Genomic DNA, 14,600 nt, shown 5'->3' with positions numbered 1-14,600 from the left:
CCGCTGCGGGCGTGGGACGAAAAAAGGGGGCCTGCTGGCCCCCTTCCTGCGTGCGTAGTAAAAGCCGGATGCGCTTAGCGCAGCTGTTGGCCATTGGCGAAGAGCCCGCCATTTTCATCCACCGCGATGGTGGACACGAGCGTGTCCGCGCCATCGCCGGGGCGGGCGAAGAGGCCGAGCATCATGCGCGCGCCCATCAGCTGTTCTTCGGGCAACAGCCCCATCTGGCCCAGCTTGTCGAGCAAGCCATTGCCGCCCACGAGCTTCAGGTTCACCTCACCCTGCGGGCGCGGCATGCCGGGGAAGGTTTGGCGGTCGGCGTTGTCGAAGGTGAAAGCACCGGTGCCCGTCAGATCCGCGCCGGCCAGTTTCACCTGCAGCGCGTTCAGTATCAGCTCATGCAGCTCGCCGGGCAGATCGCCCGTCATCGCGGCTTCGGCTTCCGGGTCGAAGATGTCGACAGACCAATTGGCCTTGCCGGAGAGATCCAGCTCAACGGTCGCCGGATCGCGCGGCAGCACGCCAGCTGGATCGAACAGGCCCCAGATCATGTCGGAGACGGAGAAATCCACCAGCCGGATCGCGGCGGCAAAGGCCTCGGGCGCGTCGCTCTTAGACACGGGCATCAGCAGGTTGAAGCCGTATTCGCCCATCGAAACGTCAATGCTGGGCAGCGGGATCTCAGAGCCGGAGACAGCCACCGAAAGATCTCTCAGCGCGCCGCCATAGCCGATGCCGCTTTCCGAGAAAGTCACATCCACATCGCCCGCGCCGGACTGGCCCTGCATCGCGAATGTCTCGCCTTCGCCGGAGCCCTCAAGCGCATAGGTGGAGCTTGCAAACCCCATGGTCGCATCCGCCGAGAAGCCTGCGGCGAGGAAGCTTGCCATATCCTCGGGGTCGCCCTCGCTGGGCATCGCACCGCTGGATTTGGAGGTGAGCTGCGTCAGGGTGCCGTCAAGCTTGATCGCGCCGTCAGCCTCTTCGAAATCGACCATGTAGCCCAAGGAGTCCGCTGTCAGGTCCGAGAGATAGCCCATCACCTCGCCTGCGGTCAGCGCGTATTGGCCGGCAACGCCTTGCATCGTGGCCGAGGCCACGTCCTCATAGGTTTCGCCTTCTGCCTGCACGCTGTCGAGGGAGAAGCCGAAGGCGTCGGCGGCCATGTCGTAGGTGGTGTTCTCCGGATCGCCGGAGGCCGTCATGCCGAGGTTTTCGTGAGTGAAGGTCATCGCCATGACAACCTCCTCGCCATCCTCTTCCATCTGCATGTTCAGCGGGAAGCTGGCCGGGAAGCCGATATCAACGGTGCCATCGCCGTTCTCGCGGAAGGTGATTTCGGGCATCGTCAGGGCAACGGACATGCCTTCCACATCCATCGACAGCATCAGCTCCTGCACCGTCAGCGTGCCGCCGTTGGCATCGGTGCTGCCCGTCGTCACTTCATAGCCCGCGCGTTCCATATAGCCGCGCCATTGCTGCCAGACGTCATCGGCCGTCAGATCGGCGAGCGCGGCGGAAGCGGAGAAAACGGAAATCGCGCCAACAGCGGCGCTTGTAAACATCATGCGAGACATGTGGCGTGTCATGGCAAAAACCCTTTCAGAAAAATTGCTTTGGTCAGAAGTCTTTCCGAGGCGCGCGGGCTTGGCAAGGGGAATAGCGGGCTGGAAAGCGCATTCCTGCTGACGTAGGACAGGGGTCAGACAATGGAGGATACCATGGGCCAGCTCGACGGAAAAACCGCAATCATCACCGGTGCAAGCCGGGGCATCGGGGCCGAGACCGCGCGGCTTTTTGCCCGCGAAGGGGCCAAGGTGGCGCTGGTGGCGCGCTCGGAGGCCGCCATCACGGCGCTGGCGGAGGAGATCGGACCGAATGCACGGGCCTATCCGCTCGACATCAGTGACTATTCCGGCATGAAAGCCATGATTTCGGACGTGGCGAAGGCGTTTGGAGTGCCGGATATCCTGATCAACAACGCCGGTGTGATCGAACCCATCGCCCGCTTTACCGATGCCGATCCCGCCGCTTGGGGCGAGGTGATCGACATCAACCTGAAGGGCGTCTTCAACGGCGCGCATGCGGTGGCGGGCGCAATGGCGGAGCGCGGCAGCGGCACGATCATCACTATCTCCTCCGGCGCGGCGCACAATGCGCTGGAAGGCTGGAGCCACTATTGCGTCTCCAAGGCTGGCGCGGCGATGCTAACGGACTGCCTGCACAAGGAACTTGCCGAAGCCGGCCTGCGCATCATGGGGCTTTCGCCGGGCACGGTGGCCACCGAAATGCAGGTGCAGATCAAGGCCAGCGGCCTCAACCCGGTGAGCCAGCTGGATTTCAGCGTCCATATCCCGGCGGATTGGCCTGCGAAATGCCTGCTCTGGATGTGCACCCCGGAGTCTGACGCCTACTTGGGGCAGGAGATCTCCCTGCGGGATGAAACCATCCGCGCCACGCTGGGGCTCACCGCGTGATCGAGCTTGAGAAGGCAGGCGGTCTCTGGATTGCGACCCTGAATCGCCCGGAAAAGGCCAATTCGCTCACATCCGCGATGCTCACCGAACTGGCCGACATCGCCGAAGCGGCACAGGAGGCGCAGGCCTTCGTGCTCACCGGGCGCGGCAAGGTGTTTTCTGCCGGGGCCGATCTGGAGGAGATCAAAACCACCGAAATGTCCGTCTCGCCGGAATGGGAGCGGCTGTCGGCGGCGATTGCTGCCCTGCCGGGGCTGTCGATCGCGGCGCTGAACGGGACGCTGGCGGGCGGGGCTTGCGGCATGGCGCTGGCCTGCGATCTGCGCATCGCCGTGCCGGGGGCAAAGGTGTTTTACCCTGTGATGAAGCTCGGCTACCTGCCCCAGCCGTCCGATCCCGCGCGGCTGGCCGCGCTTGTGGGGCCTGCGCGGGCTAAGCTGATCCTGATGGCGGGGCAGAAGATCGAGGCCGAGGAAGCGCATTCTTTCGGCCTTCTGGATCGCATTGTTGAACCGGAAGCTCTGATGCCCACCGTCCACACGCTGGTGGCCGATGTGCTGAGCGCGAAGCCCGAGATTGCGCGCGGGATCAAGGATCTGTGCCGCGCGCAATAGCATTTACGCTAGTTTAGAGCCTTACTCGGGCGTGCGCACCCAAGCGCGGGCGTCCTCAAGCTCTGCCATCCCGAAGGTGCGCAGCTTGGTCGAAAGCAGCGCTCCGGCGGCTTTGGAGAGCGGCGCGATCCAGCCGATGTCGCTGACCACGGCGCAGTGGGTGATGCTCGGGATGTACTTCATGTCGAACTTCAGCCCGTCCCAGAACATCTTGGAATCAAAGCCCTCGAAATCTTCCACGATTTCCACCAGCCGCACGGTGCCGTGATCGAAAATGAAGCTTTCGAGTTGGTTGACCGCGTGGTGGTACTCCTCGCGCGTCACCTTTCCGTCGACGCGGATTTCAACGATGCCTTCGGTGGGGAATTCCTTGTAGTCCAATGCCATGTCAGCCTCCTGTGCTGTGTTCCATGCAGATATGGGGGCGCTTGGGCGCGTGCCCATTGATCCAGATCAGCCTAAAGCCCGCCTAGGGCCGGTGACGTCGCGTCCCCGGTGTCTTGGAATGAAAGTCGGCAGGCCGTTTGCGGACCCATGCGATGAATTTGGCCAGCCGGGGGTGGGCGCGGAGGGCCTCGATTGTGTTGTAGCTGCGGGCCAGATCCGTCTCGCTCAAGCTCGCATGGATCTCGTTGTGGCAGATCTGGTGCAGGAGCACTGTCGGACCATGGGTGCCGCCCCGCAGCTTTGGCACGAGGTGGTGCAGGCTCTGTTTGGCATGTGCCGGGATCGGGCGCTGGCAGAGCGGGCAGAGGGGGGCGTCGTCCATGGCGGGCCTTTTGCATTGGGCTTTGGGATGATGTAGCCCTGCGGCGGGGCAAGCAAGGAAAGCCGCATGAAAACCGCGCTGATCATCGGGGCAGGGCCCGCTGGGCTTATGGCGGCCGAGCCGCTTCTGGCGGCCGGGGCGCGGGTGATTTTGGCCGAGGCAAAGCCTTCGCCCGCGCGCAAGTTCCTGATGGCGGGCAAGAGCGGGCTGAACCTGACGAAGGCGGAGGATTTCGCCGACTTCCTGCCCAACTATTGTGCGCGTTCGGCTGTGTTAGAGCCGTTTCTCAGCGCCTTTGGCCCTCAGGACGTGATGCGCTGGGCCGAAGAACTGGGCGCGCCGCTGTTCACTGGATCCTCAGGGCGAGTCTTCCCGGTGGCGATGAAGGCCTCCCCGCTGCTGCGGGCTTGGCTTACGCGGCTGGGCGCGGCGGGGCTGGATCTGAGGACGCGCTGGCGCTGGACGGGCTGGCAGGGCACGGCCTTCACCTTCGACACCCCCACAGGGCCGCAAAGCCTCACGCCGGATGTCACGGTGCTGGCCACTGGTGGCGCAAGCTGGGCGCGGCTGGGCTCAGACGGCAGTTTCAAGCCGCTGCTCGAAGCCCGTGGCGTGGAAATCGCGCCGTTCCGGCCCGCCAACATGGGGTTTCGCGTGGACTGGAGCCCGCAGATGGCACGCCATTTCGGGCAGCCGGTGAAGGGCACGACGCTGATCGCGGGAGGCCAGAACGTGCAGGCGGAGTTCGTGCTTTCGGCGCGTGGGCTGGAAGGCGGCGGGATCTATGCCGTGTCGGCGGCCTTGCGGGACGGCGCGCCGCTCACGCTAGATCTGATGCCGGATTGGAGCGCGGCGCGCATCGCGGAGCGGCTAGCGAAGGCAAACCGCAAGGACAGCGCCGCCAACCGTCTGCGCAAGGCGTTGCGGCTGGATCCGGTGAAGATCGCGCTGCTGCAGGAGTTTGGCCGCCCGTTGCCCGACGGCGCGGCACTGGCCGCCCTGATCAAGGCGCTGCCCGTTAGCCATGCCGGCCCGCGCCCGCTGGACGAGGCCATTTCCGTGGCCGGCGGCGTGCCTTTTGATGCGCTGGACGCTGGGTTGATGCTCAAGGCGCTGCCCGGCGTGTTCTGCGCCGGTGAGATGCTTGATTGGGAAGCGCCGACCGGGGGCTACCTGCTGACGGCGTGTTTCGCCACCGGGCTCCGGGCAGGAGAATCCGCCGCGAAATGGCTTGATTAGAGCCTAGGTCGACCAATCTATCTCTGGCCCTGCCGGCACGATCCCGAGCGGGTTGCGCAGGGGAGAGGGCGAGAAATAGCCCTGCTTGTAGATGTCAAACCGCACCGTCGCGGCGATTTCCGGGCGCGCGTAGAGCCGCCGCGCATAGGCCCAGAGCGGGCCGTAATCGCACAGGCGGCGGATGTTGCATTTGAAGGCATAGTGATAGGCGACATCGAAGCGGGCGAGCGTGGGGAAAAGCCGCAGATCGGCCTCGGTCAGGTCTTCGCCGCAGAGGTATTTCTTTCCCTCCAGATGGCCATCGAGCCTGTCGAGCATCTCGAAAACCTCGGCCACCGCGGCATCATGGGCGTCCTGCGTGCGGGCAAACCCTGCCCGGTAGACGCCGTTGTTGAGCTTCGGGTAGATCTCTGCGTTCCAGCGCTCGATGGCCGCGGCGTGCCGCGCGGGATAGAGCCCTTCGCCTGCCACGAAGCTGTTGAGCATCCGCAGGATGTCGGCGCTCTCGTTGGATACGATGACGCCTGCGTGACGGTCCCAGAGAACAGGCACCGTGATCCGGCCAGTGTAGGCGGGGTGCTGGCGGGCGTAGACCTCGTGCAGGGCCTTCGCGCCAAACTCGGTGTCCGAAAAAGCCCCCTCCGTCTCAAAGACCCAACCGTCCTCGGTGCGGCGCGGTAGGGCGAAGGACACGCTGATCGCCTCTTCAAGACCAAGCACCGCCCGCCCCAATAGGGCACGATGCGCCCAGGGGCAATTCCACGCGGCATAGAGATGATAGCGCCCGGCCTCAGGCGGATGCGGGCCTTCCGCCGTAATCCAACCCCGGATCGTGGAGGCTGCGCGTTTGAAGGCACCGCCTTCGGTGGTGTCCGGGCCGGGATCCTCGGCGTGGTAGCGGCCGTCGATCATCACGCCCATCGCTCAGCCTCCGGAGAGCCTTTGATAGGCAAGCCGCGCGCGCATTTGGCCGAGATAGGCTCTGAATCTCTCATCCACGAGCGGGAACTTCGCTGCCACCGCCCAGGTGCCGCAGTGGGTGGCGATAATGTCGGGGATCGTCATCCGCTCGCCCATCAGGAAGGGGCCATCGCCCAGCTTGTCGGCGAGCAGGTGCTGGCTGCGTTCGAACTCCCATTTCAGGCTGTCCTTCACCGTGGGCACGCGCAGTTCCTCGGGCAGGATGAAACTGTGGCGCGCGGCCGTCCAGATCACGGAGTCGAACTCGTCGAGCAGGAAATGGGTCAACGCATCCTGCCGGGCGCGCTCAAGGCTGCCCGCAGGATAGGTGAGCGCTTCGTGGCGGTCGGCCAAAAAGGTGAGGATGGCCGTGGAATCGGTGAGGGCCTGCCCTTCCGTCACAAGCACAGGCACCTTGCCCGAAGGGTTCAGCGCGGTGACTTCCTCAGAGCGCGGCCCGGCGGTGATCTGTTCGTAGGGCTGGCCGATTTCCTCCAGCATCCAGAGCACCCGGAACGTCCGGCTGCGGGTGTTTCCAATGACTTGATACACGTGGGCCTCCGCTGTTTGCAGCAGTGAGGCCCATTCGCGCGGCCATTGCAAGCGGTAGGGTGGCGATCAGCGGCGGGCGAGCATGGCGAGGCGGATCAGCGCGCGCTCCATCGCGGCCATGGTGGGGGCCTTGGAGGAGGAGCGCAGTTGCAGATCGGTGTCGGTCAGCAGGCTGAGCGCGTTTTCGAGCCGCGTCATGCCCCAGTTCTGCGCCTGCCGCTGCATCCTGTCGCGGCGCGGGCCGAAGACAGGCGGGCGCACGCGGGCGATGCCGGCGGCTGCCCCCTTGGGATCGCTGGCCGCCGCATGCAGGGTGCGGAAATGGCGGGTGGCGCCGATGCAAAGCCCCACGGCCTGTACCCCTTGCGCTTCGAGTTTGGCCAGAACAGGGCCGATTTCCCCGGCGCGCCCCTCGGCCACGATGTTGAGCACATCATCAAGCGAGGCTTCGGTGGAGGCGGGCGCGCAGGCCAGCACATCGGCGCTCACCACCGGCGTTTCATCGCCCAGCTTGTAGAGCGCGAGCTTCTCCAGAGTCTGGCGGAAATCGCCGGGGCCAAGCTCGCGCGAGAGCGCTTCGAGATCCTGCATCGCGGCGCGGTCCACATTGCGCAGGCCGCTTTGGGCCAGCTCGGATTCGATCTCCGCGCGGGTGGGGGGATCGTCGTAGAGCCCTACGGCATAGGCGTTTCTGTGGCATTCAAAGAGTTTGCGCAGGGAGGAGCGAGCGTTGAGCTGGCCTGCGGTGACGATCACTTGCGCGTCGCCCGCCTGCCAATCCTTGAGCGCGCCTTCGATGGTTTTCGCCAACCCGTCGGTGGCGTCTTCCACGAAGGCCACGCGTGGGCCGGGAAAGAAGCCCGGCGCCTTGATGGCATCGCCGAGCATGGCGGGATCCTTGCGCAGGTCTGAGGCTGGGATCCGGGCAAGGCGCATTTCCTCTTCGCCCTGCGGCCCGATCAGTGCCGCGATCACATCCTGCCGCTTGAGCGCCACGCGCATCGCGTCGGCCCCGTAGATCAGCAGGCCCGTCTTGCCGGGATCGGGGCGCTTGAAATAGGCGCTCGCGTCGCGGCCTGAAAGCTTCATGTCAGCCAACTGCCCGAGGAGGCGATCAGCCGTGAGGTGATCTGATCGGCGAGAATCACCATCAGGCGGTCGTAGGCATCGCGCTGGGCTTCGCGGGTGGAAACGGTGGTGCCGGTGGCCGCATAGGCCGTGAAGCTGGACACCTTGCCGCGAAACAGCTCCGCATCGGTAGCGAGGCTGCGAATCGCGAAATCTGCCTCGCCGATGATGTTGTAGCGCAGGATCTCTTGATCCTGTGTGATCGCCAGATCGTCTTCTTCCAGCCGCAGCGTGATGGCGAGCCCGTACGAGGGGTTCACCGGCTGGCCGAGCCGCTCTTCCAGCTGCTTCAGAAGCTCGAAACTGAACCGATCCGTCGGCTCATCCACGAGGATGCTGCCGCGCAGATTGGCGGCGGCTCCGCTTGGGCCATAAGCCGGCTCAAAGCCGCAGGCCGCGAGGCCTGCGAGCGAGATCAGGAGGGTGCGGCGGTCAAACGACGACATTGATGATGCGGCCCGGCACGACGATCAGCTTCTTGGGCTGGCCACCGGCCAGCGCCTTGACCACAGCTTCATCGGCCAGCGCCAGCTTTTCAATCTCTTCTTTCGCAAGATCCTTGGCGACCTTCAGTTCCGAGCGACGCTTGCCGTTCACCTGGATCGGCAGGGTGACCGTATCTTCCACCAGCATCGCCGGATCGGCTTTCGGCCATACGGCCTGCGCCAGAAGCCCTTCGCCGCCCTGTTGCGCCCAGATTTCCTCGGCCAGATGCGGGGTGAAGGGGCTCATCAGCTGCGCCAGCGCCGTGATCGCGGCGCGCTGGGCCTCGGCCCCGGCCCGCGATTTGGCGAGAGTCGAGGTGAAGCCGTAGAGCTTGGCGATGGCGGCGTTGAAGCCGAAGCTTTCGATGTCCTGCGTGATGCCGTGGATCGCCTTGTGCATGGCGCGCAGCAGATCCTCGTCGCCGGAGCCCGCGGTACCGGCCTCCATCGCGGCGATCTTTTCGGACAGCGTTGCGACGCGGTTCAGGTGTTTGGCGGCGGCCTCGGCCCCGGCGGCTGTCCATTCCACGTCGCGCTCGGGCGGGGAATCAGAAAGCACGAACCAGCGCGCGGTGTCGGCACCAAAGGCCGAGATGATGTTGAGCGGGTCCACCACGTTGTTCTTGGATTTGCTCATCTTGGCAGACGGCACGATCTTCACTTCGGTGCCGTCAGACAGGAAGCCCTTGCCGTCGCGCAGCTCCACTTCCTCGGGGTAGTGGTATTTGGGGCGGCCGTTCTCGCCTTCAGTCATGTAGATCGCGTGGGTCACCATGCCTTGTGTGAAGAGCGCGTTGAACGGCTCCTTCGCGCTTTCGGGCAAGTGGCCGCAGATCTGCATCGCGCGGGCGAAGAAGCGCGAATAGAGCAGGTGCAGAATCGCGTGCTCGATGCCGCCGATATACTGATCGACGTTCATCCAGTAGCCGGCTTCGGCCAGATCTGTCGGCGTTTCCGCGCGCGGGGCGGTGAAGCGGGCGAAGTACCACGAGCTGTCCACGAAGGTGTCCATCGTGTCGGTCTCGCGCTTGGCCGGCGCGCCGCAGGAAGGGCAGGCGCAATCGCGCCACGTGGGGTGACGGTCCAGCGGGTTGCCGGGTTTGTCGAAGCTCACGTCGTCGGGCAGGCGAATCGGGAGGTTGTCCTTCTTCTCCGGCACCACGCCGCAGGTCTCGCAATGCACCACGGGAATCGGGCAGCCCCAGTAGCGCTGGCGCGACAGGCCCCAATCGCGCAGGCGGAATTTCGTCACGCCCGTGCCCCAGCCGGCTTTCTCGGCGAAATCGACCGTCACCTCGATGGCCTCTTCTCCGGTGGCCTCGGTGAGCCCGGCGAAGTGATCCACCCAACGCACTTTTTCGGTTTTCGGCGGCACGAGGGCTTCATTGCCCACGGGCGTATCGTCGCCGAGCAGGAAGAAGGTGTTCTTCACCGGCAGATCATACTTGCGGCAGAAATCCAGATCGCGCTGGTCATGGGCCGGGCAGGCGAAGACAGCGCCGGTGCCGTAGTCCATCAGGATGAAGTTCGCGATCCAGACGGGCAGCTCCCAGTTCGGGTCCAGCGGGTGTTTCACGCGAATGCCGGTGTCAAATCCCAGTTTCTCGCCGGTTTCGATGGCCTCTTCCGTGGTGCCGCCTTTGCGGCATTCGGCAACGAATTCAGCCACATCGGCGCGTTCGGCTTCCAGCGCCTTGGCCACGGGGTGATCCGGGGAGATGCCCACGAAAGACGCGCCCATCAGCGTGTCGGGGCGGGTGGTGTAGACCTCGATCGGCGCGCCGCCGTCGGTGCGCTCAAAGCCGAACTGCAGCCCGCGGGATTTGCCGATCCAGTTCTCCTGCATCAGCCGCACCTTGGCGGGCCAGTCTTCCAGCGTGTCAAGCGCCTCCAGCAGTTCCTCGGCGAAATCGGAGATCTTGAAGAACCACTGTGTCAGTTCGCGCCGCTCCACCAGCGCGCCGGAGCGCCAACCGCGCCCGTTCTCGACCTGCTCGTTGGCCAGAACCGTCATGTCCACCGGATCCCAGTTCACCACGGCGTTCTTGCGGTACACGAGGCCTTCTTCGAGGAAATCGATGAACATGCTCTGCTGCTGGCCGTAATACTCCGGATCGCAGGTGGCGAACTCGCGCGACCAGTCGATCGAGAGCCCCAGCGGCTTCATCTGGTCGCGCATGGTGGCGATGTTGTTATACGTCCATTCCTTGGGGTGGCCGCCCGAGGCCATCGCGGCGTTTTCCGCCGGCATCCCGAAGGCGTCCCAGCCCATCGGGTGCAGCACCGAGAACCCGCAGGAGGCTTTGTAGCGCGCGATCACGTCGCCCATGGTGTAGTTGCGCACATGGCCCATGTGGATGCGCCCCGACGGGTAGGGGAACATCTCGAGCACGTAATATTTCTGCTTGGCGTCATCGCGTTTCGCGGTGAACACGCCGGCCTTCTCCCAGGCGGCCTGCCACTTCGGTTCGATCTCGGATGCGGTGCTGCGGGACATGTGCTGCTGGTCCTTTACGTGAAAACGCCGGGCATGAGGGCCCGGCGTCGTCTTAATCAGAAGGTGCCCTGAGGTCTAGAGGTCGGCATCGCGCAGGCGAAGCTGGCGGGCGCGGGTGAGAATGGCATCCTCGACGGCGCGCACGGCATCGGGCGAGGCCGGGCCGGATTGCGTGTGCAGGGCCACGTTCAGCGAACGGGCGTCAAGCGCAGGGTCCTGCACGTAGATCGTCGCGCGATAGGAGCGGCCTCCGCCCGGCGGCGTGCCGAATCCCGTGACGATCACGCCGCTGAAGGGATCGGCAGACTGAATCGGTAGGAAGTTCAGCACATCCAGAGACGCGTTCCAGATGTACTTGTTCACTTCGAGCGTGATGTTGGGATCGTCGATGTTGAGGAAGAGATCGGAGAACGTGCTCTCGCCGGGGGCGCCGCCCACGGGATCATCCCTTACCCAGTAATCCTCAGGATCAGTGGAAGCTCCACACGCCGCAAGGGCCGTAAGCCCCGCAAAAGCCAGAGAAACCGCCAGATTCCGTTGCACTGCCATCGACCTGCCTCAAGTATCGGTTCAGGTTTCTACTATCGGAGCCCCGGAAGGCGGGCAAGGTTTTTCCCCTTTGCCTTATAGAAGGGGTTATATTTCCCCGATTTTCAGGCCTGTGTCGGATGTGTGGCATAGCTGCACCACGATTTGGGCCAATCCGTGGAATTCGCATGCTTGGCTTGCATGGCTGGGCCGAAAGAGCGAAAGACTTCCGCATACTCAGTTCGGATTTCCCTGAATTGAGGCGCACCTTTAGAAAACGAGGGAAAACGATGAAAAAGGTTCTTATCGCCACGACCGCGCTCGTCGCATCGGCCGGCTTTGCTGCCGCTGACGTGGCTCTCTCCGGTGACGGCCGTCTCGGCGTTATCTTCAACGATAGCGACAGCGACGCAGAGTTCACCTCCCGCGCCCGCGTGTCCTTCACCCTCTCCGGTGAAACCGACGGCGGCATCGCATTCGGCGGCTCCTTCCGTGCCGACAACGCTTCTTCCGCTTCCGGCGGCACCGCTGGCTCCGTGTTCGTCTCCGGCGACTTCGGCAAGCTCTCCATGGGCGACGTTGACTCCGCTGCTAAAGCTGCTGTGGGCAACATCTCCGGCGTTGGCCTCACCGGCCTGAACGACACCCACGAGCTGACCTACCTGTCCGGTTCCGACACCGACGGCGACGGCGACACCGACTTCCTGGCTCCGCTGCCGCAGGCTCTCTACGAGTACTCCACCGGCGCGTTCGCCTTCTACCTGTCCGCTGGTTCGCCGGCTGGTTCTTCCGAGACCACGACGTCCGCTGACTTCGCTGCTGGTACCTACACCACCGACACCCTGTCCACCGACAACGTGTACGGCGTTGGTGCTTCCTACTCCGGTGACAACTGGAAAGTTGGCGCTGGCTGGGAAACCGCAGACATCACCGTGTCCACCGAGACCCAAACCATCGGCCTGGCTCCGGTTGGCCCGACCACCGTTTCCGGTTCGGTTGACGCCTGGTACATCGGCGGCGAAGCCTCCTTCGGCGACGCAACCGTCAAAGCCAACTACGGCGACGGCGACCTGATCCAGCAGTGGGGCATCTCGCTCGACTACGTGTTCGGCGCCACCACCCTGACCGCCTTCTACCACGATGAAGAAGGCCAGGGCGTGCTGTCCGGCACCGACTACGAAGCCTACGGCGTTGGCGCTTCCTACGACCTGGGCGGCGGTGCTTCCCTGGTTGGCGGTTACCGTCGTGCAAACGACGACGACAAGGCCGACTTCGGTATCAAGTTCAACTTCTAATCCAACCCGGATTAGCGAGTTACGGAAAGAGCGGGCCTTGGCCCGCTCTTTTCTTTTAGCGGCAGGTTTGATTTAGCAGGACTTCAAGAAAGTCCGCCTTACAGGAGACCGCCCCATGTCCTTGCAGGAAATCACCACCCGCATCCGTGCTGAGGAAAAACGCGCAGGCCGCGCCGAAGGCGCAACGCGGCTGATCGCCGTGTCCAAGGTGCAACCCCTGGAGCGGATCGAAGCTGTTCTGGAACAGGGCCATCGGCTGTTCGGTGAGAATCGCGTTCAGGAAGCCGCCGGCAAGTGGCCGGACCTCAAGGCGCGCTTTCCCGGTGTGGAATTACACCTGCTGGGGCCGCTGCAAACCAACAAGGTGCGTCAGGCGTTTGGTCTGTTCGATGCCATCCATTCCGTGGATCGCCCCAAGCTCGCCGCCACCATCGCCCGGATCGCGCAGGAAGAGGGCCATTGCCCGGCGCTGTTCGTGCAGGTGAACACCGGCGAAGAGCCGCAGAAGGCCGGGGTTCTGCCCGCAGAAGCCGACGCTTTCATCGCAGAATGTCGCGCACTTGGGCTCACGATTGAGGGGCTCATGTGCATTCCGCCGGAGGAAGAAGAGCCCTCGCTGCATTTCATGCTCCTGCGCAAGATCGCGGAGCGCAATGGCGTCACCGGGCTGTCGATGGGCATGAGCGGCGACTATGAGCGCGCGGTTGCCTTGGGCGCGACCCACGTGCGCGTTGGCTCCGCCATTTTCGGCGCGCGGGTGCCGCCGCAGGGCTAAGGCCTAAAGCCGTTGGCCTTTCATCAGGCGCGGCAGATCGCCCGTCAGCCCCGCGGCCTCGCGCATGAAGCTGCGCCGCAGGGCAGGGATGGCGTTCACGGCCCCCATGCCTAGGTCCCGGCCCAGTCGCAGAAGCGGATTGTTGTTAGAGAACAGCCGGTTGAACGTGTCCGTCGCCAGCGCCAGTGCCGCCGTGTCAAACCGCCGCCATGCCTGATAGCGCTGCAGAACGGCCTCGCTGCCGATGTCTTCGCCCCGGCGGCGTGCATCTACCAGAACCTCGGCCAAAGCGCCGACATCCCGCAGGCCAAGGTTCAACCCCTGACCGGCAATTGGGTGCACGCCGTGGGCGGCGTCGCCCAGAAGCGCGAGGCGAGGAGCGATGAAGGCTTCCGCCAGCGTGAGCAGCAGCGGGTAGGTGAAGCGCGGCCCCGCGAGGCTGATCTCGCCAAGGAAATTGCCGAAGCGCGGGCGCAACTCTGCCAGATAATCCTCGTCCGAAAGCGCATGAATCCGCGCCGCTTCCTCGGTGGCCTCGCTCCAGACGATGGAGGAGCGGTTGCCCGGCAAAGGCAGAATCGCCAGCGGCCCGGCGGGCATGAAGAACTGATGCGCGATCCCATTGTGGGGCAAGGCGTGCTCCACCGCGCAGACGAGCGCTGTCTGGTGGTAATCCGCCCCCTGCCGTTTGAGCCCCGCCTGCTGTGCGATCTGGCTGGAACGCCCGTCAGCCCCCACAAGAAGCCGCGTGGTGAGCGACTCGCCATTGGCCAGCGTCACCGAAACGCCCGCTGCGCTTGGTTCATGCCCGGTCACGGCGGCCTCAACGCGCCGGATGCCGGGCGCGGCACGCACGGCGGCAAGCAGAGCGCGGCGCAGGTGGCGATCCTCCAGCATGTAGCCCATCGGGCCTTCTTCCATCTCGGCATGATCGAAATGCAAAAGGAACGGCGAGGGGCCTTCGCCCGCGCGCCCGTCAGTGACCTTGATTTCAAGGATCGGCTGGCTGTTCTCTGCCACCTCGCCCCAGATTCCGAGCGCGGCGAGCAGCCGTTGTGAGGCCAGCGCCAGCGCATAGCCGCGCCCGTCAAAGGCTTCGGCTTCCAGTACGGCTTCGGGAGTCGGGTCCGCGATCACCACGGAAAGCCCGCCCTGTGCGAGGGCCAATGCCAGCGCCGGGCCGTTCAGCCCACCGCCCGCGATCAGGATATCGGCGTCATATGTCATGCCCCAGATATGGCTGGAATGGCGCGCTTGTCCATGCGCTGTGCTGCCGCTACG

General features: G+C 64.5%; 15 protein-coding genes. 5 read left to right on the top strand and 10 right to left on the bottom strand.

The features are described from left to right. Window positions 1-74 precede the first annotated feature (74 nt). The gene (locus tag KVX96_RS00165; protein WP_261191904.1) at window positions 75-1,589 is read right to left on the bottom strand and encodes a DUF2125 domain-containing protein; all 1,515 of its coding nucleotides are present in this window, start codon (window positions 1,587-1,589) and stop codon (window positions 75-77) included. A gap of 120 nt (window positions 1,590-1,709) precedes the next feature. Between KVX96_RS00165 and KVX96_RS00160 the strand changes: the two genes are divergently transcribed. After that, window positions 1,710-2,477: an SDR family oxidoreductase gene (locus tag KVX96_RS00160; RefSeq protein WP_261191903.1), complete on the top strand. Its 768-nt coding sequence runs from the start codon at window positions 1,710-1,712 to the stop codon at window positions 2,475-2,477. Further along, window positions 2,474-3,091, top strand: coding sequence for an enoyl-CoA hydratase/isomerase family protein (locus KVX96_RS00155; protein ID WP_261191902.1), 618 nt, complete (start codon window positions 2,474-2,476; stop codon window positions 3,089-3,091). Before KVX96_RS00160 ends, KVX96_RS00155 begins: the two co-directional genes overlap by 4 nt. A gap of 21 nt (window positions 3,092-3,112) precedes the next feature. Here the strand turns inward: KVX96_RS00155 and KVX96_RS00150 are convergent, their stop codons facing one another. Beyond that, a complete protein-coding gene (locus KVX96_RS00150; protein WP_261191901.1) occupies window positions 3,113-3,478 on the bottom strand; it encodes an STAS/SEC14 domain-containing protein in 366 nt (121 codons plus the stop codon). Between the two features lie 82 nt (window positions 3,479-3,560). Next, window positions 3,561-3,860, bottom strand: a complete 300-nt coding sequence (locus tag KVX96_RS00145) for an HNH endonuclease (RefSeq protein WP_261191900.1) — start codon at window positions 3,858-3,860, stop codon at window positions 3,561-3,563. A gap of 66 nt (window positions 3,861-3,926) precedes the next feature. Between KVX96_RS00145 and KVX96_RS00140 the strand changes: the two genes are divergently transcribed. Then, complete coding sequence (locus KVX96_RS00140) at window positions 3,927-5,099, top strand: TIGR03862 family flavoprotein (RefSeq protein ID WP_261191899.1); 1,173 nt, start codon at window positions 3,927-3,929, stop codon at window positions 5,097-5,099. Between the two features lie 3 nt (window positions 5,100-5,102). On the opposite strand, the gene KVX96_RS00135 is transcribed toward KVX96_RS00140, so the two are convergent. The 6 genes from KVX96_RS00135 to KVX96_RS00110 form a co-directional block, all read right to left on the bottom strand. Next, complete coding sequence (locus KVX96_RS00135; RefSeq protein ID WP_261191898.1) at window positions 5,103-6,020, bottom strand: glutathione S-transferase family protein; 918 nt, start codon at window positions 6,018-6,020, stop codon at window positions 5,103-5,105. Between the two features lie 3 nt (window positions 6,021-6,023). Next, a complete protein-coding gene (locus KVX96_RS00130; protein ID WP_261191897.1) occupies window positions 6,024-6,611 on the bottom strand; it encodes a glutathione S-transferase family protein in 588 nt (195 codons plus the stop codon). Between the two features lie 66 nt (window positions 6,612-6,677). After that, on the bottom strand, window positions 6,678-7,700 hold the full coding sequence (holA, locus tag KVX96_RS00125) for a DNA polymerase III subunit delta (RefSeq protein WP_261191896.1): 1,023 nt from the start codon (window positions 7,698-7,700) through the stop codon (window positions 6,678-6,680). Further along, on the bottom strand, window positions 7,697-8,185 hold the full coding sequence (lptE, locus tag KVX96_RS00120) for an LPS assembly lipoprotein LptE (protein ID WP_261191895.1): 489 nt from the start codon (window positions 8,183-8,185) through the stop codon (window positions 7,697-7,699). The genes holA and lptE overlap by 4 nt, the downstream gene beginning before the upstream one ends. Continuing rightward, window positions 8,172-10,721: a leucine--tRNA ligase gene (leuS, locus tag KVX96_RS00115; RefSeq protein ID WP_261191894.1), complete on the bottom strand. Its 2,550-nt coding sequence runs from the start codon at window positions 10,719-10,721 to the stop codon at window positions 8,172-8,174. Before leuS ends, lptE begins: the two co-directional genes overlap by 14 nt. Window positions 10,722-10,796: 75 nt before the next feature. Then, window positions 10,797-11,270 (bottom strand): DUF3576 domain-containing protein, encoded by a 474-nt coding sequence (locus tag KVX96_RS00110; protein ID WP_261191893.1) that lies wholly within the window; start codon window positions 11,268-11,270, stop codon window positions 10,797-10,799. A gap of 269 nt (window positions 11,271-11,539) precedes the next feature. On the opposite strand from KVX96_RS00110, the gene KVX96_RS00105 reads away from it, so the two are divergent. Continuing rightward, on the top strand, window positions 11,540-12,544 hold the full coding sequence (locus KVX96_RS00105) for a porin (protein WP_261191892.1): 1,005 nt from the start codon (window positions 11,540-11,542) through the stop codon (window positions 12,542-12,544). 115 nt (window positions 12,545-12,659) lie between these two features. Next, entirely contained in the window at window positions 12,660-13,319 is a 660-nt protein-coding gene (locus KVX96_RS00100; protein WP_261191891.1) for a YggS family pyridoxal phosphate-dependent enzyme, read from the top strand. A 3-nt stretch (window positions 13,320-13,322) separates the two neighbouring features. On the opposite strand, the gene KVX96_RS00095 is transcribed toward KVX96_RS00100, so the two are convergent. After that, window positions 13,323-14,546 carry an FAD-dependent monooxygenase gene (locus KVX96_RS00095; RefSeq protein ID WP_261191890.1) on the bottom strand — a complete coding sequence of 408 codons (1,224 nt, stop codon included), beginning with the start codon at window positions 14,544-14,546 and terminating at the stop codon, window positions 13,323-13,325. Between the last annotated feature and the right edge of the window lie 54 nt (window positions 14,547-14,600).

The organism is Pseudoruegeria sp. SHC-113 (assembly GCF_025376885.1).
Classification (GTDB): domain Bacteria; phylum Pseudomonadota; class Alphaproteobacteria; order Rhodobacterales; family Rhodobacteraceae; genus Pseudoruegeria.
Note: the sequence above shows the minus strand (reverse complement) of the source record. Positions and strands in the feature narration are given on the sequence as shown.

Bases quoted from the DNA above. Each gene is read 5' to 3' on its own strand.
- KVX96_RS00165 (WP_261191904.1), bottom strand. From the start codon at position 1,589: ATGACACGCCACATGTCTCGCATGATGTTTACAAGCGCCGCTGTTGGC.
- KVX96_RS00160 (WP_261191903.1), top strand. From the start codon at position 1,710: ATGGAGGATACCATGGGCCAGCTCGACGGAAAAACCGCAATCATCACC.
- KVX96_RS00150 (WP_261191901.1), bottom strand. From the start codon at position 3,478: ATGGCATTGGACTACAAGGAATTCCCCACCGAAGGCATCGTTGAAATC.
- KVX96_RS00145 (WP_261191900.1), bottom strand. From the start codon at position 3,860: ATGGACGACGCCCCCCTCTGCCCGCTCTGCCAGCGCCCGATCCCGGCA.
- KVX96_RS00140 (WP_261191899.1), top strand. From the start codon at position 3,927: ATGAAAACCGCGCTGATCATCGGGGCAGGGCCCGCTGGGCTTATGGCG.
- KVX96_RS00135 (WP_261191898.1), bottom strand. From the start codon at position 6,020: ATGGGCGTGATGATCGACGGCCGCTACCACGCCGAGGATCCCGGCCCG.
- holA (WP_261191896.1), bottom strand. From the start codon at position 7,700: ATGAAGCTTTCAGGCCGCGACGCGAGCGCCTATTTCAAGCGCCCCGAT.
- lptE (WP_261191895.1), bottom strand. From the start codon at position 8,185: ATGTCGTCGTTTGACCGCCGCACCCTCCTGATCTCGCTCGCAGGCCTC.
- leuS (WP_261191894.1), bottom strand. From the start codon at position 10,721: ATGTCCCGCAGCACCGCATCCGAGATCGAACCGAAGTGGCAGGCCGCC.
- KVX96_RS00110 (WP_261191893.1), bottom strand. From the start codon at position 11,270: ATGGCAGTGCAACGGAATCTGGCGGTTTCTCTGGCTTTTGCGGGGCTT.
- KVX96_RS00105 (WP_261191892.1), top strand. From the start codon at position 11,540: ATGAAAAAGGTTCTTATCGCCACGACCGCGCTCGTCGCATCGGCCGGC.
- KVX96_RS00100 (WP_261191891.1), top strand. From the start codon at position 12,660: ATGTCCTTGCAGGAAATCACCACCCGCATCCGTGCTGAGGAAAAACGC.
- KVX96_RS00095 (WP_261191890.1), bottom strand. From the start codon at position 14,546: ATGACATATGACGCCGATATCCTGATCGCGGGCGGTGGGCTGAACGGC.